General features: G+C 68.6%; 19 protein-coding genes. 5 read left to right on the top strand and 14 right to left on the bottom strand.

Annotated elements, in window-relative coordinates:
* Positions 1 to 108: 108 nt before the first annotated feature.
* Positions 109 to 861, top strand: a complete 753-nt coding sequence (locus tag MBR110_RS03640) for a HesA/MoeB/ThiF family protein (protein ID WP_059568248.1) — start codon at positions 109 to 111, stop codon at positions 859 to 861.
* A gap of 70 nt (positions 862 to 931) precedes the next feature.
* Here MBR110_RS03640 and ptsP read toward each other — a convergent pair whose 3' ends face one another.
* The 7 genes from ptsP to MBR110_RS03605 form a co-directional block, all read right to left on the bottom strand.
* Positions 932 to 2,704 (bottom strand): phosphoenolpyruvate--protein phosphotransferase, encoded by a 1,773-nt coding sequence (ptsP, locus tag MBR110_RS03635; protein WP_014723702.1) that lies wholly within the window; start codon positions 2,702 to 2,704, stop codon positions 932 to 934.
* A gap of 199 nt (positions 2,705 to 2,903) precedes the next feature.
* Positions 2,904 to 3,173, bottom strand: a complete 270-nt coding sequence (locus MBR110_RS03630; protein ID WP_006477716.1) for an HPr family phosphocarrier protein — start codon at positions 3,171 to 3,173, stop codon at positions 2,904 to 2,906.
* Between the two features lie 76 nt (positions 3,174 to 3,249).
* Entirely contained in the window at positions 3,250 to 3,720 is a 471-nt protein-coding gene (locus tag MBR110_RS03625) for a PTS sugar transporter subunit IIA (RefSeq protein ID WP_011886117.1), read from the bottom strand.
* 211 nt (positions 3,721 to 3,931) lie between these two features.
* Positions 3,932 to 4,888 (bottom strand): glutathione synthase, encoded by a 957-nt coding sequence (gshB, locus tag MBR110_RS03620; protein WP_011886118.1) that lies wholly within the window; start codon positions 4,886 to 4,888, stop codon positions 3,932 to 3,934.
* Positions 4,889 to 4,913: 25 nt separating this feature from the next.
* Positions 4,914 to 6,203, bottom strand: coding sequence for a glutamate--cysteine ligase (gene gshA / locus MBR110_RS03615; RefSeq protein WP_014723704.1), 1,290 nt, complete (start codon positions 6,201 to 6,203; stop codon positions 4,914 to 4,916).
* A 243-nt stretch (positions 6,204 to 6,446) separates the two neighbouring features.
* On the bottom strand, positions 6,447 to 7,943 hold the full coding sequence (locus tag MBR110_RS03610; protein WP_059735112.1) for an ammonium transporter: 1,497 nt from the start codon (positions 7,941 to 7,943) through the stop codon (positions 6,447 to 6,449).
* Between the two features lie 33 nt (positions 7,944 to 7,976).
* Positions 7,977 to 8,315 carry a P-II family nitrogen regulator gene (locus tag MBR110_RS03605; protein ID WP_006398175.1) on the bottom strand — a complete coding sequence of 113 codons (339 nt, stop codon included), beginning with the start codon at positions 8,313 to 8,315 and terminating at the stop codon, positions 7,977 to 7,979.
* A 358-nt stretch (positions 8,316 to 8,673) separates the two neighbouring features.
* On the opposite strand from MBR110_RS03605, the gene MBR110_RS03600 reads away from it, so the two are divergent.
* A complete protein-coding gene (locus MBR110_RS03600; protein WP_011886121.1) occupies positions 8,674 to 8,925 on the top strand; it encodes an accessory factor UbiK family protein in 252 nt (83 codons plus the stop codon).
* A 334-nt stretch (positions 8,926 to 9,259) separates the two neighbouring features.
* Positions 9,260 to 10,906: a YifB family Mg chelatase-like AAA ATPase gene (locus MBR110_RS03595; protein ID WP_181709249.1), complete on the top strand. Its 1,647-nt coding sequence runs from the start codon at positions 9,260 to 9,262 to the stop codon at positions 10,904 to 10,906.
* A gap of 322 nt (positions 10,907 to 11,228) precedes the next feature.
* On the opposite strand, the gene MBR110_RS03590 is transcribed toward MBR110_RS03595, so the two are convergent.
* Complete coding sequence (locus tag MBR110_RS03590) at positions 11,229 to 11,801, bottom strand: hypothetical protein (RefSeq protein ID WP_059547820.1); 573 nt, start codon at positions 11,799 to 11,801, stop codon at positions 11,229 to 11,231.
* Positions 11,802 to 11,963: 162 nt separating this feature from the next.
* Here MBR110_RS03590 and MBR110_RS03585 point away from each other — a divergent pair, with 162 nt between their 5' ends.
* Positions 11,964 to 12,500 carry a peroxiredoxin family protein gene (locus MBR110_RS03585; RefSeq protein WP_011886124.1) on the top strand — a complete coding sequence of 179 codons (537 nt, stop codon included), beginning with the start codon at positions 11,964 to 11,966 and terminating at the stop codon, positions 12,498 to 12,500.
* Positions 12,501 to 12,603: 103 nt separating this feature from the next.
* On the opposite strand, the gene MBR110_RS03580 is transcribed toward MBR110_RS03585, so the two are convergent.
* From MBR110_RS03580 to MBR110_RS03555, 6 genes are all read right to left on the bottom strand, one after another.
* A complete protein-coding gene (locus MBR110_RS03580; protein ID WP_011886125.1) occupies positions 12,604 to 13,959 on the bottom strand; it encodes a sigma-54-dependent transcriptional regulator in 1,356 nt (451 codons plus the stop codon).
* A gap of 160 nt (positions 13,960 to 14,119) precedes the next feature.
* A complete protein-coding gene (locus MBR110_RS03575) occupies positions 14,120 to 16,153 on the bottom strand; it encodes a sensor histidine kinase (protein ID WP_014723710.1) in 2,034 nt (677 codons plus the stop codon).
* Positions 16,154 to 16,157: 4 nt separating this feature from the next.
* Entirely contained in the window at positions 16,158 to 17,447 is a 1,290-nt protein-coding gene (locus tag MBR110_RS03570) for a dicarboxylate/amino acid:cation symporter (protein ID WP_034192540.1), read from the bottom strand.
* Between the two features lie 473 nt (positions 17,448 to 17,920).
* Entirely contained in the window at positions 17,921 to 19,081 is a 1,161-nt protein-coding gene (locus MBR110_RS03565) for an acyl-CoA dehydrogenase family protein (RefSeq protein WP_181709169.1), read from the bottom strand.
* A 14-nt stretch (positions 19,082 to 19,095) separates the two neighbouring features.
* The gene (locus MBR110_RS03560; RefSeq protein WP_046429468.1) at positions 19,096 to 20,292 is read right to left on the bottom strand and encodes an acyl-CoA dehydrogenase family protein; all 1,197 of its coding nucleotides are present in this window, start codon (positions 20,290 to 20,292) and stop codon (positions 19,096 to 19,098) included.
* A gap of 29 nt (positions 20,293 to 20,321) precedes the next feature.
* Complete coding sequence (locus MBR110_RS03555) at positions 20,322 to 22,457, bottom strand: 3-hydroxyacyl-CoA dehydrogenase NAD-binding domain-containing protein (protein WP_181709168.1); 2,136 nt, start codon at positions 22,455 to 22,457, stop codon at positions 20,322 to 20,324.
* Between the two features lie 260 nt (positions 22,458 to 22,717).
* Between MBR110_RS03555 and MBR110_RS03550 the strand changes: the two genes are divergently transcribed.
* Positions 22,718 to 23,680 carry a LysR family transcriptional regulator gene (locus MBR110_RS03550; RefSeq protein ID WP_014723717.1) on the top strand — a complete coding sequence of 321 codons (963 nt, stop codon included), beginning with the start codon at positions 22,718 to 22,720 and terminating at the stop codon, positions 23,678 to 23,680.
* Positions 23,681 to 23,710 lie beyond the last annotated feature (30 nt).

The following is a 23,710-nucleotide window of genomic DNA, read 5'->3' as shown; positions in this document are numbered from 1 at the left end:
GGGCCATCGCGGGAAGACCGCGATGGCCCGTTTTTCATGTGCGCCTAGAATACGCAGACAGACGCCAAGGCAAGCGCGCCGCCGCCGGCATGCGGCGCCCGACACTCCATGAACGACGATCAACTCCTTCGCTATTCCCGCCACATCCTCGTCGACGAAATCGGCATCGACGCGCAGCAGCGCTTTCTCGACGCGCATGCGCTCATCGTCGGCGCGGGCGGCCTGGGCTCGCCGGCCGCGATGTATCTCGCGACGTCCGGCGTCGGCACGATCACGCTGGCCGATGCCGACACCGTCGATCTCACCAACCTGCAGCGGCAGATCCTGCACGCGACGGCGTCGGTCGGCCGCAGCAAGGTCGAGTCGGGCCGCGACGCGCTCGCGCAGCTGAACCCGGAAGTGACGGTGCATGCGGCCGCGCTGCGCGCCGACGATGCATGGCTCGACGAACATGTGCCGCGTGCGAGCGTCGTGCTCGACTGCACCGACAATTTCGCGACGCGCCATGCGATCAACCGCGCGTGCGTCGCGCACGGCGTGCCGCTCGTGTCGGGCGCCGCGTTGCGCTTCGACGGCCAGATCAGCACGTTCGACTTCCGCGACGCGGCCGCGCCGTGCTATGCGTGCGTGTTTCCGGAAGACCAGCCGTTCGAGGAAGTCGCGTGCGCGACGATGGGCGTGTTCGCGCCGACGGTCGGGATCATCGGCGCGATGCAGGCCGCCGAGGCGCTGCGTGTGATCGGCGCGTTCGGCACGACGCTCAACGGCCGGCTGATGATGCTCGATTCGCTGCGGATGGAATGGACCACGATGAAGATCGCGCGGCAGGCCGACTGCCCGGTATGCGGCGGCCGGCACTGATTGCGTCATGCATGCGCCCGCGGGCGCCTGCATGACGTCGCGCCGCCATTGCAGGCGTGGCGGCCGCGGCCTAAGCCGCCGCGTCCGCGCGCGGCTCGGCGACCGCCAGGCGCTGGAGCGCCGCCTGCACTTCCTCCGGCTCGAACGCGGCCAGCACGTCGGCCGTCGGCTTCTCGAGCGCCTTCAGATGCGCCCGCAGGATCTCCTGCTTGACCACCAGCAACTGGCTGGGGTGCATCGAGAATTCCGTGAGCCCCATGCCGAGCAACAGACGCGTCAGCGCCGGATCGCCGGCCATTTCCCCGCATACCGACACCGCCACGCCCGCGCGCTTCGCCTCGCGCAGCGTATAGGCGATCAGATGCAGCACCGCCGGATGGAGCGGGTCGTACAGGTGCGCGACCGCGTTGTCCGCGCGATCGATCGCGAGCGTGTACTGGATCAGGTCGTTCGTGCCGATCGACAGGAAGTCGAAGCGCTTCAGGAACAGCGGCAGCGCGATCGCCGCGGCCGGAATCTCGATCATCGCGCCGACGCGCACGTTCGGATCGTACGCGAGCCCCGCATCGTCGAGCTGGCGCTTCGCCTCGCGGATCAGGTCGAGCGTCTGGTCGATCTCCTGCGCGTGGGCCAGCATCGGGATCAGGATCTTCACCTGCCCGAACGCGGACGCGCGCAGGATCGCGCGCAGTTGCGTGAGGAACATCTGCGGTTCGGACAGGCTCCAGCGGATCGCGCGCAGCCCGAGCGCCGGGTTCGGCGCCGTCTCGTAGCCTTCGTCGAGCGCCTCGAGTGGCTTGTCCGCGCCGACGTCGATCGTGCGGATCGTCACCGGCATGCCCTTCATCCATTCGACGGCGCGCTTGTACGCGGCGAACTGCTCCTCCTCCTCCGGCATCTGCTTCTGATGCATGAACAGGAACTCGGAGCGGAACAGGCCGACGCCAACGGCGCCTGCCTCGACGGCCGCCTTCGCGTCGTCGGGCAGCTCGATGTTCGCGTACAGGTCGATCTTGGTGCCGCACAGCGTTTGCGTCGGCGAGAACTTCAGCCGCTGCAGCTTGCGCTGCTCGAGCAGTTTCTCCGATTGCCGGTACGAATATTCCTCGAGGACGATCGGCGCCGGATCGACGATGACGATCCCCTGGTCGCCGTCCACGATGATCAGGTCGTCCTGGCGGATCAGCGCGCTCGCATGCTGGACGCCGACCGCGGCCGGAATGCCGAGGCTGCGCGCGACGATCGCCGTGTGCGACGTGCGGCCGCCGAGATCGGTGACGAAGGCCTGGAACGACTGCGACTTGAACTGCATCATGTCGGCCGGCGCGATGTCGTGCGCGACCACGATCATCTCGTTCTGGCCTTGCGCGGCGGCACGGTCGAGCGCCTGCGACGCCGACGGCGCGCCGGCCAGCGCCTTCAGCACCCGCTCGACGACCTGCTCGATGTCGGCCTTGCGCTCGCGCAGGTATTCGTCCTCGATGTCGTCGAAGTGACGCGTGAGCAGCTCGAGCTGCTCGGTCAGCGCCCATTCGACGTTGTAGCGTCGCGTGCGGACCAGGTCGATGGTCTCCTGCACGAGCATCGCATCGCTGAGGATCATCGCGTGGACGTCGATGAATGCGCCGACTTCGGTCGGCGTGTCGTCGGTCAGGTCGGCACGCAGCGCCTCGAGCTCGCGATGCACACCCTCGCGCGCCGCGCGAAAACGCTCGACCTCGGCATCGATCTGGCTCGTGTCGATCAGGTAATGGGCGACGTCGAGCGCCGCCGGCGCGATCAGATACGCTCGCCCGATCGCGATACCACGTGAGACGGGAATGCCATGCAGCGTGAAGGACACGCGCACCTCCTCTGTACATGAAAAGCCGCGGCACACTGCTGCGATGCGCTTATGACCCCGGTCAGCGATTATAAATTCCGCGCCTGCCCGCTGGCTGCGAGCAGTGCAGCATTGCACCTTCCGCATCAATGCCGCGCGCGAAAAAAATGCCGCGGGAAACGCGGCATTCTGCTCGGAAACGGCAACGATCCCGCGACGCTCACTGACCCTCGCCGAACTTGTCGGCGATCAGCTTCAGCAGCGCGTCCATCGCTTCGCGCTCGTCCGGACCTTCGGTCTCGATCGTGACCGTGCTGCCGATGCCGGCCGCCAGCATCATCACACCCATGATGCTCTTCGCATTGATCTTGCGCCCATTGCGCGTCATCCAGACTTCCGACTGGAAGTTGCCGGCCAGTTGCGTGAGCTTGGCCGATGCGCGCGCATGCAGCCCCAATTTGTTGACGATGGTGGTTTCTTGTTGAAGCATGATTCTCGGTCGGGTCGGTCGAGGCCGCCGGCGACGTGCCGTCGGCGGGGTCAGTCTAAAACGTGAATACGGGGCGTCAGTGCGATTCCGTGCGCGGCTGCGGCTCGGGCGGAATCGGCGCGCACTGCCCGCAGCCGGCTTCGGACGGCGGCGGCGGCGTGCCGGCCGCCACTTCGTGGACGCCCTTCGCGCCGCCGGACAGCGCCTTGTCGACGAGCTTGTCGAGCGGCACGGAACGGTAGCAGACGGCGCGCACGAGCATCGGCAGATTCACGCCGGCCAGCACGCGCACGTTCTCGAGCTTCGCGAGCTGCCCGGCGATGTTCGCGGGCGTCGCGCCGTACATGTCGGTGAGCACGACGACGCCGTTTTCTTCCCGCAGCCGTGCGAGCTCGGCATGCGCGAACGCCATCACCTGGGCGGGGTCGCTGTCGGCGAGTACGTCGATGCAGCCGATGCGTGCGGGCACGCCGCCGTAGATATGGGCGATGCAGTCGCGCAACGCGGTGGCGAGCGGCGCATGCGCGATGATCAGGATCCCGGCCATGTCAGACTGCCTCCGCCCCGTGGCGGGGCAACGAGCATAGCGAGTGGGGAAAACGTGTCATGTTCAGCCTTGCAACGGTTTCGGCCCGACCGCCGGGCCGTCGGCGCGCTGGTCGCGGCACCGGGCAGGCGGGCATTGTAGCAGGCCGGTCGAACCGCTCCGGCAGCGGTGGACCTGCGCGGCCGCCGCCGGGATTGCGCGCGAAAGCGGGCTACGCGGCCGCCCGCTCCAGCGCGTCGATGAACATCGCGGCGACGTCGAAGCCGGTCTGCTCCATGATCTCGCGAAAGCACGTCGGGCTCGTCACGTTCACCTCGGTCAGCCAGTCGCCGATCGCGTCGAGCCCGACCAGCAGCAGCCCGCGCGCGGCGAGCACCGGGCCGAGCGTCTCGGCGATCTCGCGATCGCGCGGCGTCAGCGGCTGCGCGACGCCGAGCCCGCCGGCCGCGAGATTGCCGCGCACCTCGCTGCCCTGCGGAATCCGCGCGAGCGAATACGGCACCGGCTCGCCCGCGATCAACAGGATGCGCTTGTCGCCGGCCTTGATCTCCGGAATGAACTTCTGAATCATCAGCGAGCGCGTGCCGTCATGGCCGAGCATCTCGATGATCGCGCCGAGGTTCATCCCGTCGGCCTTCACGCGGAACACGCCCATTCCGCCCATGCCGTCGAGCGGCTTCACGATCACGTCGCCGTGTTCGGCATGAAACGCACGCAGACGCGCCGCGTCGCGCGTGACGAGGGTCGGCGCGACGAATTGCGGAAACTCGCCGATCGCGAGCTTCTCCGAATGATCGCGGATCGACTGCGGCTTGTTGAACACGTGCGCGCCCGCCCGTTCGGCGAGCTCGAGCATCCAGGTGGCCGTCACGTACTCCATGTCGAACGGTGGATCCTTGCGCATCAGCACCGCGCCGAACGACGTCAGCTGGCGCGACTCGTGCGCGGCCGCCTCGTACCACGGATGGCGATGCAGGTCGGCCGTGTCGCCGACGATCGTCACGCGCTGCACGTCGGCCTCGACGCCCGAGCCCGTCCACGCGAGCTGGTGCGGCTGACACGTGTAGATCGCATGCCCGCGGCGCGCGGCCTCCGCCATCATCGCGTAGGTCGAGTCCTTGTAGATCTTGAAGCGATCGAGCGGGTCGGCGATAAAGAGAATGTCCATGCGGGTCCTGTACGTAGCGAAGCCGTTACACCTGGATGGCTTCGGGATCGGTCTTTTCGAGTTCGATCGACGCTGCGATCAGCGCCAGCCGTGCAACGACGCCGTACATGTAGAAGCGGTTCGGCGGCGCGGCGCCCGGCTTCGCGCCGGCATCCGGCAGCGCGGTGTGCTCGAAGCCGAGCGGCACGTAGTGCATGCCCGGCGCGTTCAGGTTCTGGTCGCGCTCGCGGCCGCCGTGGGTGCGGTAGAAACCGCCGACCACATAGCGGTCGATCATGTACACGACCGGCTCGGCGACTTCGTCGCCGACGCGCTCGAACGTATAGACGCCTTCCTGCACGATCACGTCGCGCACCGCGAGGCCGGCCTTCGACTCGGCCATCTGCGCGCGCTCGGCCTTCGACATGCGGCCGATCTCGGCCGCGTCGTGCACCGTCATCACGCCGCGCCCGGCGGTACCCGCATCGGCCTTCACGACGACGTACGGCTTTTCGCTGATCCCGTATTCGCGGTACTTGCGCGCGATCTTCTTCAGCACGCTGTCGATCGCGTCGGCGAGCGCCTGCTCGCCTTCATGCGCCTGCCAATCGACGCCTTCGACGTGCGCGAAGTACGGGTTCACCATCCACGGATCGACGCCGACCATCTTCGCGAACTTCTTCGCGACGTCGTCGTAGCACGAGAAGTGCGTCGACTTGCGGCGCACGGCCCAGCCGGCGTGCAGCGGCGGCAGCAGATACTGCTCGTGCAGGTTCTCCAGCACGGACGGAATCCCCGCCGACAGGTCGTTGTTCAACAGGATCGAGCACGGATCGAAATTCTTCAGGCCGAGGCGGCGCTGCGAGCGCTCGAGCGGCTCGAGCACGATCTTCTGGCCGTCGGCCAGCGTGATCGGCGTCATGTCGGTGATGCTCGGATCGAGCGAGCCGAAGCGCACGTTCAGGCCGGCCTGACGCATGATCGTCGCGAGCCGCGCGACGTTCTCGAGGTAGAACGCGTTGCGGGTCGGCAACTCGGGGATCACGAGCAGATTCTTGGCGTCCGGGCAGATCTTCTCGATCGCGGCCATCGCGGCCTGGACGGCGAGCGGCAGCACTTCGGACGGCAGGTTGTTGAATGCGCCGGGGAACAGGTTCGCGTCGACGGGCGCCAGCTTGAAGCCGGCGTTGCGCAGGTCCACCGAACAATAGAACGGCGGCGTGTGTTCCTGCCATTCGAGCCTGAACCAGCGTTCGATTGCAGGCGTCGCGTCGAGGATCTTCTGCTCGAGCTCGAGCAGCGGACCATTCAACGCAGTAACCAGGTGGGGAACCATGAATCACTCGCGAGCGGGAGAATGAAGATTGTAGAGCAATTGCTTTGCCCATTTGGGGATTGTTCCCGGCTTCACAAGGATTTGGAGGGGAGATTTCGGCTATTGACCCGATAGTCTGCAGGGTTATGCGCTACGGCAGCGCACGACAGGAGAAAAAAAGCCCGCCGGGTGGGCGGGCTGAAGTCGCTGCGCTCATTCGGGGCGGGCGCCGCATGCGTGGCGACCCGCCGTCATTCGTACGACTTACTCGACGTGTTCGCCGTGCAGGATCACGTCCAGACCTTCGCGCTCTTCCTCTTCGGTCACGCGCAGGCCGATCGTCATGTCGATCAGCTTCAGCAGCACGAAGCTCAGCACGCCGCTGTAGACCAGCGTGATCAGCACGCCCTTCGCCTGCAGCAGCAGGCTGCCGTCCGCGCCGCCGATGTCCTTGACCGCGAACACGCCGGTCAGCAGTGCGCCGAGGATCCCGCCCACGCCGTGTACGCCGAATGCGTCGAGCGAATCGTCGTAGCCGAGCTTCGACTTGAGCCACGTGGCCGACCAGAAGCACACGACGCCGGCCGCGATGCCGATCACCAGTGCGCCCGTCACGCCGACGAAGCCGGCTGCCGGCGTGATCGCCACCAGACCCGCGACCGCGCCCGACACGATGCCGAGCACCGACGGCTTGCCCTTCGCGACCCACTCCGCGAACATCCAGCCGAGCGCCGCACATGCCGTCGCGACTTGCGTCGTCAGCATCGCGAAGCCGGCACGGCCGTCAGCCGCGACTGCCGAACCCGCGTTGAAACCGAACCAGCCGACCCAAAGCATCGAGCCGCCGATCATCGTCAGCACCAGGTTGTGCGGCGCCATCGATTCGCGGCCGTAGCCGACGCGCTTGCCGAGCACCAGGCACGAGATCAGGCCTGCGATACCGGCGTTGATGTGCACCACCGTGCCGCCCGCGAAGTCGAGCACGCCGTCTGCCGACAGCCAGCCGGTCGGCTCCCACACCATGTGCGCGATCGGCACATAGACGATCAGCGACCAGAGCGCCATGAACACCAGCATCGCGGAGAACTTCATCCGGTCGGCGAACGCGCCGCAGATCAGCGCCGGCGTGATGATCGCGAACGTCATCTGATAGACGAAGTAGACCGACTCGGGGATCGTCGTGGCCAGATGGCTGACGGTCAGCGTGGTCGCCTTGTCGCCCTTGATGTAGTTCATCCCGTGCAGGAACACGCGCGACAGGCCGCCGATGAAGCCGTTGCCCGGCGTGAACGCGAGGCTGTAGCCCACCACCGTCCACAGCACCGTGATCAGCGCGGTGATCGCGAAGCTCTGCATCACGGTCGCGAGCACGTTCTTCTTGCGGACCATGCCCGCGTAGAACAGCGCGAGGCCGGGGATCGTCATGAACAGCACGAGCGCGGAGGAGGTGAGCATCCACGCGGTGTCGCCGGCGCTGATCTTCGACGAATCGACGGAGAACGGTGCGGTCGGCGCTGCCGGGGCGGCGGCAGCCGATGCGTCGGCAGCGCCCGAAGCGGGTGCGGTGGCGGCGGCGGGCGCCGAGGCGTCCGTGGCGGCCGGAGCAGAAGCGGCCGGCGCGGCGGCGGCCGACGCGTCGGAAGCCGTGGCGGCAGGCGCGGACGCAGCGGCGGCGGAGGCCGCATCGTCAGCAAGCGCGGGGCCGACACCGGCCGCGATCAGCGAGCCTGCCATCAGCAGGGACATCAGAAGTTTGCGCATCTCGGGTTTCCTCTTGTCGCTTGTCTTTGTCTGTTACAGCGCGTCAGCGCCTGTCTCCCCGGTCCGGATCCGGATCACCTGCTCGATCGGCGTGACGAAGATCTTCCCGTCGCCGATCTTGCCGGTGCGTGCGGCCCGCTCGATCGCCTCGACGGCCTGGTCGACCAGATCGTCGGACACCGCGGCCTCGATCTTCATCTTCGGCAGGAAATCGACGACGTACTCCGCGCCGCGGTACAGCTCGGTGTGCCCCTTCTGGCGCCCGAACCCTTTCACCTCCGTCACCGTGATGCCGGAGACGCCAAGCGCGGAGAGCGCCTCGCGCGTCTCATCGAGCTTGAACGGCTTGATGATTGCGGTAATGAGTTTCATGAAAGTCCTCTCGCTGGGTTGTCCCGTCGAATTGGTTTGGAATGTTGTAACGGTTCTCTCCTCAGCAACTCGCATGCCATGTTTGCGCGACCGCCGGTTCGAACGGCTCCGGAGCGGGGTCGCACCAGCCGTTGAAAGGTCCGCGAGCCCGGCCGAATGGCCAACGTGGCGCGGTTTGCTGGCGCACCGAAAGGATCGTTGCTAGAGTGCACGCACGTCCCGGTTTCCCGGGCCATTCACCCATGCGGGCGCCATGCCCGGAATTCGCGCCGCCGGCGCACCATTTCCGGTCATGCGTGCATCATGGGCACGTACGCAACTGAAGATGCACACTTTTTGTGCAACGAAGGGGAATCACATGAAACAACCCAGCGATGTTTTCAACGACCTGCAGTCGCGCGTCGGCGACCTGCTGAAAAACTCGCCGGCCAAGGATGTCGAGCGCAACGTGAAGGCGATGCTGACGCAAGGCTTCTCGAAGCTCGATCTCGTCACACGCGAGGAATTCGACACCCAGGCGCAGGTGCTCGCCCGCACCCGCGTGCGTCTCGAGGAGCTCGAGAAGCGCGTCGCGGAACTCGAGTCGAGGCTCGCGGCGTCGCAGGACTGACGCGCCGCACCGGCTGACCGGCCGGGCGCGGGCCGCTTCGCGTGGCGCTCGCCCGCGCCGGTAGCACCGGCGAGCGGTCCGGGGAGGTTTGCACTGCCTGCTGTTCGCTGTCCTATGCTGTTCGTCGGGTTCTGCTGGCCTTAGATCTTCGCTGTTCGTCGCTCTTCGCCGTCCTTCGTTCTTCGCTGTCCCTCGCTCTTCGCCGTCCTTCGTTCTTCGCAGTTCATCGTTTTTTTCCGCGCCACGCCGGCACGCGCGCCCTGACTCTCCGATTTCCGAAGGCAGGCGGCCTCGCACGCCCGTAGCCGTCCGATTCATACACAGGAGCCTCGCCATGTCGCTCGCCGTGGTGCGCAGTCGCGCGCCGGCGGCCGGCCGCGCGCCGGACGTCACCGTCGAAGTCCATCTTGCCAACGGGTTGCCGTCGTTCTCGATCGTCGGCCTGCCCGACGTCGAAGTCCGCGAAAGCCGCGAGCGCGTGCGCGCCGCGCTGCAGAACTGCGGATTCGACTTCCCGGTCAGGCGCATCACCGTCAATCTCGCACCGGCCGACCTGCCGAAAGAATCCGGCCGCTTCGACCTGCCCATCGCGCTCGGCATTCTCGCGGCCAACGGCCAAATCCCGGTCGACGCGCTGGCTGGCCGCGAATTCGCCGGTGAGCTGTCGCTGACGGGCGCGCTGCGGCCGATGCGCGGCGCGTTCGCGATGGCCTGCGGCACGGCGCGCGACGGACGCGCCGACGCAACCCGCGATGGTTTCGGTTCTGGCTCCGGCTCCGGTGCCGGCTTCGGCACAGGCGCCTGCTCAGGCTCCGACTCAAACTCCGCCGCCAATACCGCACCCGAACCCCACGCGCGAGCGCCGGAGCTCTACCTACCGTTCGACAGCGCCGCCGAGGCTGCGCTCGTACCGGGCGTCATCGTGTACGGCGCCCCCGACCTGCCCACGCTCTGCGCGCACCTCTCCGGTGCGCCCGACGCGCGACTCGTGCCGGTCGCGGCGCCGTGCGTCGACGGCACGCCGGCACCGGCCGCGCCTGATCTCGCCGACGTCGTCGGCCAGCGCGGCGCACGACGCGCGCTCGAAGTGGCCGCCGCGGGCGGCCACCACATGCTGATGATCGGTCCGCCCGGCGCCGGCAAGTCGATGCTGGCAGCGCGGCTGCCCGGCCTGCTGCCCCCACTGACCGACGACGAGGCGCTGACCTCCGCCGCGCTGCTGTCGGCGAGCCGCCTCGGCTTCTCGCCCGCGCACTGGCGGCGGCGGCCGTTCCGCTCGCCGCACCACTCGTCGAGCGCCGCCGCGCTGGTCGGCGGCCGCAATCCGCCGCAGCCGGGCGAGATCACGCTGGCCCATCTGGGCGTGCTGTTTCTCGACGAGCTGCCCGAATTCGACCGGCACGTGCTGGAAATGCTGCGCGAGCCGCTCGAAGGCGGCCGCATCACGATCTCGCGCGCTGCGCAGCAAGCCGATTTTCCCGCCGCCTGTCAGCTGATCGCCGCGATGAACCCCTGCCCGTGCGGCTGGCACGGCGATCCTTCCGGACGCTGCCGCTGCGCACCGGACGTCGCGACGCGCTATCTGCGCAAGCTGTCCGGGCCGCTGCTCGATCGCATCGACATCCAGATCGACGTGCCCGCGCTGTCGGTGGCCGAACTCGCGGCGCGCGCGTCGGCGCCCGGCGAGCCGAGCGCCGTGGTCGCCGAGCGCGTCGCGCGGGCGCGCGCCGTGCAACTGGCGCGGCAGGGCAAGACGAACCACATGCTGAGCGGCCGCGAGACCGACGACCTGTGCCGCCCGACCGACGACGGCGAGCGGCTGTTGCGCGAGGCCGGCGAGCGCTTCGGCTGGTCGGCGCGCGCGTATTTCCGCGTGCTGAAGGTCGCCCGCACGATCGCCGATCTGGCCGGCGATCCGTCCCCGACGGCCGCGCAGATCGCCGAGGCGACCCGCTACCGGCGCGCGCTCACCGCGCTGTGAGCGCGGCCCGATCACAAAATTGCGCTGTCAAGACTTGACTTATGCACAATTTCGCGAATCCAGCCGGGCCACGGGCAGCGCCGGCAACCGTGTCATCTCTCGTCGCTATCTCTTTGTTTCCATTGAATTTTACGAAACGGCGCGGCGAAGGCCAAATGCGCGTGAAGGCCGCCCGGTGCGGCTTCGCGGGCAATCCGGTCAACTTTTCAACAAAGTTATCCACATGCGCTGTGGATAGCCGGAAAATCCCCGCAAAATCCGGCGATTAGCGGCGAAAGCTGCGAACGAACTTTCAATCGCGGCGGGTGTCCGCGCGTCGGCTTCAGTCGAGTTTGAACGAGCCGAAAAATTGATCGAGCTGTTCCTGCGCGAGCGGGCCGTCCATGATCACGACCGCCTGGTATGCGTGGCGGCCGCGCGCGGCGAGCCGCGCGACGATCGTCCGGCGCGCGTGGTCGCCGCCGCTCGCCGCGCCGGCGATGCGCAACTCGAGCCCGTCCACCGCGCCGCCCGCCGCGAGCGGCACGCGCACGGCGGCCGTGGCCGGCGTGCCGTCGAGGTTGCGCGACAGCCCGGCGCGCAGGAATTCGAGCGCCGCACGGCGGGTCTCTTCGCGCTCGTCCGGCAGCGTCAGTGTGCCGACCGCGAACACCGCGCCGGCCACATGCGCAGCCTGCATCCGCATGGGCATCGTCGCGCCGCCCACCGCCACCGGCTGGTTTTCGACGGTCGGCTTCGCCGGCAGGTCGATCGTATAACCCGCGTCGTTGTGCAGCGTGCGCCAGTCATACGACGGCGAGCACGCGGCCAGCGCGGCGCTCACGCATGCAAGCGCCGCGAAGTGTCGCAGCGGGCGAAAAAAGGGGCTCGACGAATCGGCGGCGTGCTTCGGCATGGCAGTGATGGGGACAGGCGAAACGCGTATTATCCGCCGAAGCCGGCGGCCGACACGCGTAGCGGCGGCCGGTGCGCCAGCCGCATTCGCGCTAGAATGATCGCCGAATTTCGCCGTCCTTCGCATCGATCCGCATCATCGACCGACTCCGAGAGCACCCAGATGAACACCACGCCTTCCGCCCAACGCCGCACCGGCCGCGCCCGCTATATCGCCGCTGCCGTCGTCGTCGCGGCCATCGCCGTTGCCGGCTTCTTCGCGTTCAACGGCAAGTCGACCGTGCCGGACGCCACCTTCACGCTGCTGTCGGGCCAAAAGGTATCGACCGGCGGCGACCTGAAAGGCAAGGTCTACCTCGTCAATTTCTGGGCGACGAGCTGCGCGACCTGCATGCAGGAAATGCCGCAGATGGTCGATACCTATAACCGCTTCAAGGGCCAGGGGCTCGAATTCGTCGCGGTCGCGATGAACTACGACCCGCCGATGTACGTCGCGAACTATGCGCAGACGCGCCAGCTGCCGTTCAAGGTCGCGCTGGACGACGGCAGCGTCGCCAAGCAGTTCGGCAACGTGCAGCTGACGCCGACGACCTTCGTCGTCGACAAGGACGGCAAGATCCTGAAGCGCTACGTCGGCGCGCCGCAATTCGCGGAGCTCGACGCACTGCTCAAGAAGGCGCTCGACGGCAACGCGGCCTGAGCGCCGCCCCACCCGAACGAAACGACCGCGCCGCCCACGGCGCGCAGCTCGCCAGAGCGGACCGCCCGACCGGCCAGCCCGGTTCCGCGGTCCGCTTTCATTTTCAGCGGTCGGTGTCGCCCTTCGCCGACAGCCCGTAGCGCTTCATCTTCTCGTACAGCGTCGCCTTGCCGACATGCAGCCGGTCGGCCGTCGCCGCGACCGCCCCGCCCGTCTGGTTCAGCGCCTGCGCGATCACCGCGCGCTCGAACTGCTCGACGCGCTCCTTCAGCGTCTGGTCGTGCTCCGCGTCGTCGTCGCTCGCGCCCGATTGCTCGGGCATGTCGGCGACGCCGAGCACGAAGCGGTCGGCCGCGTTGCGCAGCTCGCGCACGTTGCCGGGCCAGTCGCGCTGCATCAGGCTCGCGCGCTGGCGGTCGGTCAGCACGGGCGCCGGCCGCCCGTAGCGCACGGCCGCGTCGAGCATGAAGTGCTCGAACAGCGGCACGATGTCCTCGCGGCGCTCGGCGAGCGGCGGCAGCGCGATCGTCACGACGTTGAGCCGGTACAGCAGGTCGCGCCGGAACGTGCCGGCCGCGACGAGTTCGCTCATGTCGCCCTTCGCGGCCGCGACGACGCGGCAGTTCACGCGGATCGGCTGGTTCGAGCCGAGCCGCTCGAGCACGCCGTCCTGCAGCACGCGCAGCAGCTTCACCTGCAGCGCGAGCGGCATGCTCTCGATCTCGTCGAGAAACAGCGTGCCGCCGGACGCGTATTCGAGCTTGCCGACGCGGCGCTTCGCGGCGCCGGTGAACGCCCCCGACTCGTAGCCGAACATCTCCGACTCGAACATCGGCTCGGGCAGCGCGCCGCAGTTCACCGCGATGAACGGCTTGTCGCGGCGCGGCGACAGCTCGTGCAGGCTGCGCGCGATCAGCTCCTTGCCGGCGCCCGTGTCGCCGTTGATCAGCACCGACGCATCGGTCGGCGCGACGTTCGCGATCAGCTTGCGCACCTGTTCGATCGCCGGGCTGCGGCCGATGATGCGCGGCGCGACGATGTTCTGGCCGGCCAGCTCGCGCCGCAGCGCATGGTTCTCGAGCACCAACTCGCGCCGCTCGAGCGCGCGCCGCACCGTCTCGATCAGCCGCTCGGCCGCGAAGGGCTTTTCGATGAAATCGTAGGCGCCGTCGCGCATCGCCTGCACGGCCATCGAGATGTCGCCGTGGCCGGTGACGAGGATCACCGGCACGTCCGGGACGCGCTCGCGGCACTGCGCGAGCAGGTCGAGCCCGCTCGCGCCGGGCAGCCGGATATCGCTGACGATCACGCCGGCGTTCTCCGCGACGAGCGCCTTGTCGGCCGCCTCGGCCGACTCGAACCCGGCGACGTCGAACCCGGCGAGCTGCAGGCTCTGCACGCTCGCCCGGCGCACGAGCGCATCGTCTTCGATATAGATCACTTGCAGCCGGTTGGCCATCTTGGTCACTCGCTCCTGACACGCCGCGCGACCCGTGCGCGGCTCTCGTTGATGCCGGTGGTGCGGCCAGCTCTATTCACGCCAATAACCAGCTTGCGCCGGCCCCACGAACGAATTTTTCCAAACAGGGGAACGTGCCCGTCATTAGCCTGAACAGGCCCTAGCGCGAGCCGATCGGCTCGGACGCCGCGTCCGGATGATGCGTGCGCGCGCGCCGCAGCGTCAAGACGAACAGCGCGCCGCCGTCCGGCGCGTTGCGCGCGGTCAGCGCGCCGCCCGCGTCGCTCGCGATCGACGACGAGATCGCGAGGCCGAGCCCGAGCCCGCGCCCCATCTCCTTGGTCGTGAAGAACGGTTCGAACAGGCGCGGCAGCAGGTCCGGCGCAATGCCGGGGCCGTTGTCGCGCACCTCGATCGACAGCGTCGCGGCCGACACGACGATCGTCACGTCGATCGCCGGCGCGGCAACGACCGCCGCCGCAGCCGCCCCGCCGACCGCGTCGAGCGCGTTGCCGAGCAGATTGATCAGCACCTGTTCGAGGCGCAGATCCTCGCAGCGCGCGACCAGCTCCGGATAGTCGCCCGCGAGATCGAGCGGCGCGTCCTGCGCCGGCGCCACGGTCGCATCGCGCAGCGTCAGCGTGAGCGCGACGCCGCGCATCCGTTCGCCGAGCAGCGCGAGCACGCTGCGCAGCGCGCGCACGACGAGCGCCCGCTCGTTGCGCGGCTTCGCGCGGCCGACGAACAGCTTCAGCTGGTTGGTGATCTTGCCCATCCGCTCGGTCAGCGCGGCGATCGCCTCGAGGTTCTCGCGCGCGGCGCCCTGCTCGCCGCGGTCGAGCAGCACGCGCGTATTGTCCGAGAAGCTGCGCAGCGCCGCGAGCGGCTGGTTCAGTTCATGGGTGATGCCGGCCGCCATCTGGCCGAGCGCGGCCAGCTTGCTCGCCTGGATCAGCTCGTCGTGCGCGGCGCGCAGCTCCTGCTCCGCGCGAATCCGGTCGCCGACTTCCTTCTGCAGTTGCGCGTTGGCCTGCGACAGATCGGCCGTGCGCTCCTCGACGCGCCGGTTCAGCTCCGCATACGCCTGCTGCAGCAGCGCGCGGCCTCGGATCATCTCGCGCACGCGGGCGCGACGCATGCGCCAGTAGAACGCCAGCAGCGCGATCGACACGAAGCCGAAGCCGGTGACGATCGTCGCGTTGCGGGCGTCGGCGTCGACGGGAGCGAGCGGCGCGAGCGTGACGAGCAGCCAGTCGGGCTCGCCGATCCGGCGCTTGCTCGCAAGAAAGCGCGGCGCGCGCCGGCCGGCGCCCACGCGGACGATCTCCGCGTCGGCGCCGAGCACTTGCTCGACGCGCAGCGGCAGCGGCGTGACGGGCTGCTGCGCGTACTGGCGCGTCTCGTAGATCGACGCGGCGACCGGCTCGGTCAACGGATGCAGCGTGTGATATTTCCACGCGGGCACGGACGACAGGAACACGACGCCGTGATCGTCGGCGACCACCAGCGGCTCGGAGGCATCGGCGCCCTGGAACCATTCGAGGTTGAGCTTCACGACGACGACGCCGGCGATCCTGCCGTCGCGCCACACCGGTTGCGAGATGTAGTAGCCGGGATCGCGCGAGATCGTGCCGATGCCGAAGAAGCGGCCGACCCGGCCGTTCATCGCGTCGATGAAATACGGCCGGAAGCGATATTCGATGCCGACGAAGCTGTCGGGCGCGCGCCAGTTGCTGGCTGCGACGCACAGGCCGTCCGCGCCGACCACGTAGGTGACGGTCGCGTGCGCGTGTTCGTTGAGATCTTCGAGATAGCGGTTGGCGCGCGCGGTGAGGTCGGCGCGCTGCGGCTCGGCCAGCAGGTCCTGCACGTACGGATGGCTGCCGAGTAGATAAGGCAGCGACTCGTAGCGATCGAGCGTGCTCTTCAGCGCGCTGGTCGTGCGGTTGACCCGCACCGCGGCGTTGCGCTGCAGCTCGGCGACGCCGCGCTGCCACGTGATGCTCCACGTCAGCGCGCAAGCCGCCGCGAGTGCGGCGGCGAGCACGACGAGGATGTACAGGCGGCGCTTCACGGACGAGACTTCCTGGCGATGCGGATCGCCTATTGTGTCATAGGCGTCCCGCCCGCCGCCCGCACCGCCCGCACCGCCGCGCGGCGCGCCGCCCGCGGGCGGCACCGCCTGCTCGCTCACGCCGTCAGACGCCGGCCGTCTCGGTCGGCGTGACGTCGCGGTTGCCCTTCAGCGCATCGCGCAGCTTGTTGCGGTCGAGCTCCTTCTCCCACGCGGACACGACGACCGTCGCGACACCGTTGCCGACGATGTTGGTCAGCGCACGGCATTCGCTCATGAAGCGGTCGATGCCGAGGATCAGCACCATGCCCGACAGCGGGATGGTCGGCACGACGGCGAGCGTCGCGGCGAGCGTGATGAAGCCCGCGCCGGTGACGCCGCTCGCGCCCTTCGACGTCAGCATCGCGACCGCCAGCAGCGTGAGCTGCTGCATCCACGTGAGTTCGATGTTGGTGGCCTGCGCGATGAACAGCACGGCCATCGTCATGTAGATGTTGGTGCCGTCGAGGTTGAACGAATAGCCGGTCGGCACGACCAGGCCGACGACCGAACGCGAGCAGCCGGCCTTCTCGAGCTTTTCCATCAGCTGCGGCAGCGCGGCTTCCGACGAGCTGGTGCCGAGCACGATCAGCAGTTCCTCCTTGATGTACGACACGAAGCGGACGATCGAGAAGCCCGTGAAGCGCGCGATCGTGCCGAGCACGACCAGCACGAAGACGATCGACGTCAGGTAGAACGTGCCGATCAGCTTGAGCAGCGGCACCAGCGAGCCGACGCCGTACTTGCCGATCGTGAACGCCATCGCGCCGAACGCGCCGATCGGCGCCAGCTTCGTGACGATGTGCACGATGCCGAACAGCACGCGCGTGAGCCCGTCGATGAAGTCGGTGACGACCTTGCCGCGCTCGCCGAGGTGCGCGAGCACGCTGCCGAACAGCAGCGCGATCAGCAGGATCTGCAGGATTTCGCCCTGCGCGAACGCGTCGACCATCGTGTTCGGGATGATGTGCATCAGGAAGTCGACCGTCGACTGGCCGTGCGCCTTCGCCGCGTATGACGCGACGGCCTTGCCGTCGAGCGTCGCCGGGTCGATGTTGAAGCCGACGCCCGGACGCAGCAGGTGCGTGGCCGCGAGGCCCAGCAGCAGCGCGAAGGTCGACACGATTTCGAAGTACAGCAGCGCCTTGCCGCCGACGCGGCCCACCTTCTTCATGTCCTCCATGCCGGCGATGCCGGTGACGACCGTACAGAAGATGATCGGGCCGATCACCATCTTGATCAGCTTGATGAAGCCGTCGCCGAGCGGTTTCATGTCGGTGGCGAGCGCCGGATAGAAGTGGCCGAGGATCACGCCGACGATGATGGCGAAGATCACCTGCACATAAAGCACTTTGTAGAAGGGTTTCTTCTTCACGATGGTTCCTGCTGGTGTAGATGAGCCGGTGGAAACGGCGTCACGCGCGCAGGCGAATGTCTCAGGGGATAAGGCCATTCGCCCGCGCGGCTGCCGTGCCGCAACAAGCGATGCCTCAGAACATCCGAAGGGGGTGGAAGGCAGTGGTCATCGATTGTCTCCTTGATGTAATAGTCGGGCCGGTGGACGGCCGTGCATTCCATATCGCAAGGTCGATGCCAGCTTTCCGCAAGCCGTCAAGCCATTGTTTTTATTGTATTTCTCATAATACGGAAGGCAAGGAAATCCGGCATTCCGGATTTCCGGAAAACATCCGTCCGGCGATCCGGACGGATTCCGGTTTCGTCGGACGATTCAGTGCCGGGCGGCGAGGCCCGCGAGCACGGGCGGGAAATCGAACACCTTCACGCCCGCGAGCGGCAGCGCGCGCGCTTCGTCTGGCTGCCCGTCGTCTCGATCCACGCGCCGTGCCGTCATCGTTTCGACAGCGCGATGTAGCGCGCCAGATGATGGTCCTCGTCGCCGAGCTGGTGATCGATCATCACCAGCCGCTTCGCGTAATGCGACAGCGGCAGCTCCCACGTCATCCCGATCCCGCCGTGCAGCTGGATGCTCTCCTCCGCGACCAGCGTGCCGATCCGGCCGATGCTGTACTTGGCCGCCGCGAGCGCGCGTTCGCGCACCGTGCGCGGCGCGTCGAGCTGCGCGGCCGCGTTGATCACCGCCGAGCGCGCCTGCTCGACTTCGAGCAGCAGGTCGGCCATCCGGTGCTGCAGCGCCTGGAAGCTGCCGATCGGCATCCCGAACTGCCGGCGCGTGCGCAGATAGTCGAGCGTCGCCTCCTTCGCGACGTCCATCGCGCCGAGCGCCTCGGCCGACAGCGCGAGCAGCCCGTAGCCGAGCACGCGTTCGAGCAGCGCGGCGCCCTGCCCGTCGTCGCCGTCGGCCGCGTCGTCCGTGTCGACCAGCGCCGCCTCGCCGGGCAGCGCGACGCGTTCGAAGCGCACCTCGGCCGCGCGGCCGCCGTCGATCTTCCGGTAGTCGCGCCACGACACGCCAGGCGCATCGGCCGGCACGACGAACAGGCCGATGCCGTGCTCGTCGTCGTCGCGGCCGGCCGTGCGCGCGCTGACGACGAAGAACGACGCCTGCGCGGCCTGGTCGACGACGCCCTTCGCACCGGTCAGCACCCAGCCGTCGCCGCTGCGCTCGGCGCGCGTGCGCACGGTCGTCAGTTCGTAGTGCGAGCTCGGTTCGTCGTGCGCGAACGCGGCGCACGCGCGGCCGTCGATCAACTGCGCGAGCCGTTCGCGCTGCGCGCCGCCGTCACCGCCGCCCAGCAGCAGCGCGCGGCCCGCGAGCAGCGCGCCGAGGAACGGCTCGACGACGAGCCCGCGGCCGAGGCATTCGAACACCACCGCGATATCGAAACCCGCGCCGCCGAAGCCGCCGTCCGCCTCCGGAAACAGCGCGCCGACCGCGCCCAGTTCGGCGAAGCGCCGCCACATCGCGCGGTCGCACCCTTGCGGCGACTGCGCGATGCGGTCGCGCACCGGGAACGCATACTGTTCGGCGATGAAGCGGTTCAACGTGTCCGCCAGCATCCGCCGGTCTTCCGTGTGCTGAAAATCCATCGTCGCGTTCCTCGTTACAGCCCGAGCATCATCTTCGCGATGATGTTCTTCTGGATCTCGTTCGAGCCGCCGAAGATCGACAGCTTGCGATTGTTGAAGTACTGCTGCGCGGCGCTCGCCGCTTCGTCGGGACCGACGGCCGCGCCGTCGTGCTCGGCGTCGAGCGCCTCCTCGACGAACGGCTGCGCGTACGGCCCCATCGCGCGGCGCATCAGCGCGGTGATCTCCTGGCGGATCTGCGTGCCGCGGATCTTCAGCATCGAGCTTTCCGCGCCCGGCACGCCGCCGCCCGCGACCGCCGCGAGCACGCGCAGGTTGGTCGTGCGCATGTTCTCGAGCTCGATCTCGACGCGCGCGACGCGCGCCGCGAAGAGCGGATCGTCGGCGAGCGGCCGGCCATTCTTCGTCAGCTTCGCGGCGACGCTGCGCAGCCGCTCGAGCGCGGCCGTCGAAAAGCCGACGCCGGCGATGTTGGTGCGTTCGTAGGTGAGCAGGTATTTCGCGTAGGTCCAGCCGCGGTTCTCCTCACCGACGCGGTTTTCCACCGGCACGCGCACGTCGGTGAAGAACACCTCGTTCACCTCGTGCTCGCCGTCGAGCGTGATGATCGGACGCACGTCGACGCCCGGCGCGTTCATGTCGATCAGCAGGAAGCTGATGCCTTCCTGCTTGCGCACGTCGGTCGCGGTGCGCACCAGGCAGAAGATCATGTTCGCGTAGTGGCCGAGCGTGGTCCAGGTCTTCTGGCCGTTCACGACGTAGTGCGCGCCGTCGCGCACCGCGCTCGTCTTCACCGACGCGAGGTCGGATCCGGCGCCCGGCTCCGAATAGCCCTGGCACCACCAGTCGGTGCCGTCGAGAATGCGCGGCAGCCAGTGGCGCTTCTGCGCCTCGCTGCCGTACTTGATGAGCACCGGGCCGAGCATGTTCACGCCGAACGGCACGATGCGCGGCGCGCCGGCGAGCGCGCATTCGTTGTCGAACAGGAACTTCTGCGCGACGCTCCAGCCGGGGCCGCCGTATTCGCGCGGCCAGTGGCTCGCCAGCCAGCCGCGTGCGTTCAGTATCGCGTGCCATTCGCGCATGTCGTCGCGCGTCAGGTGCAGGCCGCCCTTCACCTTGCGCGCGAGGCGCGCCGGCAGCTCGGCTTGCAGGAAGCGCTGCACGTCCGTGCGGAAGGCTTCCTCTTCGGGCGTGAAATTGAGGTCCATGTTCGGTCCGTGGCAGATGCGGTGGGCGTTCAGTCGATGCGGTTCAGGCTCGCGAAATCCGCGCCGCGCTCGACCAGCTCGACGAGCAGCGGCGACGGCCTCCAGAACAGCGGATCCTCGTTCGCGAACGCGCGGATGTCGGCGAGCACGTTCGCGAGGCCGACCGTGTCCGCGTAGTGCATCGGGCCGCCGCGATGGCGCGGAAAGCCGTAGCCGTACAGGAACACCGCATCGACGTCGAGCGGGCGCAGCGCGATCCGCTCGTGCACGACGTTCGCGCCTTCGTTGATCATCGCGGCGAGGTAGCGGCGCAGGATCTCGTCGTCGCTGAAGCTGCGCGGCACGATGCCCTTCTTCGCGCGCTCGGCGGCGACGATCGCGTCGACCTCCGGGTCCGGCGTGCCGACGCGTGCGCCGTCGGGATACAGGTAATAGCCACGGCCGCTCTTCTGGCCGAACCAGCCGCGCTCGCACAGCCGGTCGGAGATCTCCACGTAGCGCGCGCGCGGATCGCGCGTCGCCGCGCGGCGCTTGCGCGTGGCCCAGCCGATGTCGCCGCCCGCGAGATCGACGACCTGGAACGGCCCCATCGGGAAGCCGAAATCGCGCACCGCGCGATCGATCTGGTACGGCGACGCGCCGTCCTCCATCAGGTAGTCGGCCGCGGTGCGGTAGACGGCGAGGATCCGGTTGCCGATGAAGCCGTCGCACACGCCGGCGCGCACCGGCGTCTTCTTCAGTTGCTTCGCCAGCGCGAACGCGGTCGCGACGACCTCCGCGCTGACGCGCTTCGGCACGACGATCTCGAGCAGCTTCATCACGTTGGCCGGCGAGAAGAAATGCAGGCCGATCACGTCGGCCGGCCGGTCGATGCCGGCGGCGAGCGCGTCGATGTCGAGATACGACGTGTTGGTCGCGAGCACCGCGCCGGGCTTGCACACGTGCGCAAGCTCGGCGAACACCGCCTGCTTCACGGCCATGTCCTCGAACACGGCCTCGATCACGACGTCGGCCTGCGCGAGCGCGTCGTAACGCGTGCTGCCGTCGAAGCGCGCGACGCGCGCCGCGCGTGCGTCCGGCGTCATGCGGCCCTTCGCGACGAGCGCGTCGTACACCTTTTCGACGTGCGCGCGCCCGCGTGCGAGCGACGCGTCGTCGCGTTCGATCATCGTCACCGGCAGGCCCGCGTCGAGCGCCGCGACCGCGATCCCGGCGCCCATCGTGCCGCCGCCGACCACGCCGACCCGCTCGACGGCACGCGCGCTCGCGCGGCGCGCCTCGGGCGCCTTCGCGGCCTCGCGTTCCGCGAAGAACGCATGCACGAGGCCCGCGCGCTGCGGGCTGTCGAGGCATTGCAGGAACAGGCTGCGCTCGAGCTTCATTCCCGCGTCGAACGACAGCGTGAGCGCGGCCTCGACCGCGTCGACGATCTTCGCCGGCGAGAACAGCCCGCGGGACTTCTTCGGCAGCTCGGCGCGCGCGGCATCGAGCGCCGCCTGCGCGGCCGTGCGCTCGGCGAGCCCCTGCGCATCGCGCGTGCGCCGCACGGGCGCGCCGAGCGACACGAGCTCCTGCGCATACGCGAGACCTTCGGCGAGCGTGTCGTCGCTGCGCGCGACGCGATCGACGAGGCCGAGCGCGCGCGCTTCTTCCGCGCTTGCGTGGCGCCCGGTCAGCATCAGGTCGAGCGCGGCCTTCGCGCCGATCAGGCGCGGCGTGCGCTGCGTGCCGCCCGCGCCGGGCAGCAGGCCGAGCGTGACTTCGGGCAGCCCGAGCTTCGCGCCGGGCAACGCGAGCCGGTAATGCGCGGCGAGCGCGACCTCGAGGCCGCCGCCAAGCGTCGCGCCGTGCAGCGCGACCACCACCGGCTTCGCGCTCGACTCGATCCGCTCGCACACGTCGGGCAGCGACGGCGGCACGGGCGGCTTGCCGAATTCGCGGATGTCGGCGCCCGCGATGAAGTTGCGGCCGGCGCCGACGATCAGCACCGCGCGGACTGCGTGATCGGCCTGCGCGGCGTCGAGCGCATCGGCCAGGCCGCGCCGCACGTCGGCGGACAGCGCGTTGACGGGCGGATGGTCGATCGTGACGACGAGCAGCGCGTCGCGGCGCTCGTGCGTGACGCAACCGGCGCGGGCCGGTGCGGGGGAAGCGGTTGAATTCATCGTGTCTCCGGTTCGGTGCGCGCGGTGTGCCGGAACGTTTCCCCGGGCCGGACGGCGGCGCAGGTTCGCGCGACGGGCATCGCGTGCATGCCGTTCATGCCGCGCAGCGCAAGCGATCCGCTGCGACGGCCGGGCATCACTGGATTCTCGATTGATCGAGATTCATTGACAATTCCCGCATGCCTTTACAAGCTGTCAAGTCCGACTTGACATTGAATGCGTTCGAACCGTCGCACGGGACGGACCGGGAGACCTCGCGGATGGACCTGAATGCGCTGACGCTGCTCGTCGAGATCCTCGACGCGGGCAATCTGAGCAAGGCCGCGCAGCGGCTCAAGATGAGCCGCGCGAACGTCAGCTACCGGCTGAACCAGCTCGAACGCTCGATCGGCCAGCAGCTCGTGCGCCGCACGACGCGCCGCATCGAGCCGACCGAGATCGGCTTGAAGCTGTACGAGCACGGCCGGCGCATCCGCAACGAGTTGCTGGCCGCGCAGGAATCGGTGACGACGCTCGGCCAGGACCTGCAGGGCCGCGTGCGGCTGTCGGTGCCGAGCGGCTATGGGCAGATGGTGATGTCCGACTGGCTGCTCGCGTTCAAGCGGCTGCATCCCGGCATCGTGCTGGACGTGGTGTTCGAGAATCGCGTCGAGGATCTGATGCGCGACGAGGTCGACATCGCGATCCGCGTGATGTCCGAGCCGCCGCAGAACCTCGTCGCGCGCGACATGGGCGCCGTGCGCTACGTCGCCTGCGCATCGCCCGCGTTCGCCGCTGCGCACGGGATGCCGGCGAGCCTCGACGCGCTGAGCGCCGCGCCGGTCGTCACCGCGACGGTGCTCGGGCGGCAACTGCGGATCGCCGCGTATCTCGGCGACGAGCGCCACGAGGTGCTGCTCGAACCTACGCTGATCTCCGAGAACTTCCTGTTCCTGCGCCAGGCGATCCTCGCGGGGATCGGCGTCGGCATCGTGCCCGACTACGTGGTGCAGGACGACCTGCGGCGCGGCGCGGTAGTCACGTCGCTCGACGCGTACCGCTTGAGCATCTTCGGCACGCACATGTACATGCTGTACATGCCGAACCGCCACCACACGCGCGCGACCGCGACCTTCATAGAGTTCATCCTCGAACAGGCCGGCAAGGCCGGCCGGCGCGGGCCCGGCGCGATTCGTCAGGGTTTCCTGTCTGATGACAAGCGGCCGGGCGCGCGGCGAAAATAGCGCGCCGTTCGGTGTGGGATGGGCGCGCGC

This window comes from Burkholderia sp. MBR-1 (assembly GCF_013822785.1).
GTDB classification, from domain to species: Bacteria; Pseudomonadota; Gammaproteobacteria; order Burkholderiales; family Burkholderiaceae; genus Burkholderia; species Burkholderia vietnamiensis.
This window is presented reverse-complemented; position numbering and strand designations above follow the sequence as displayed.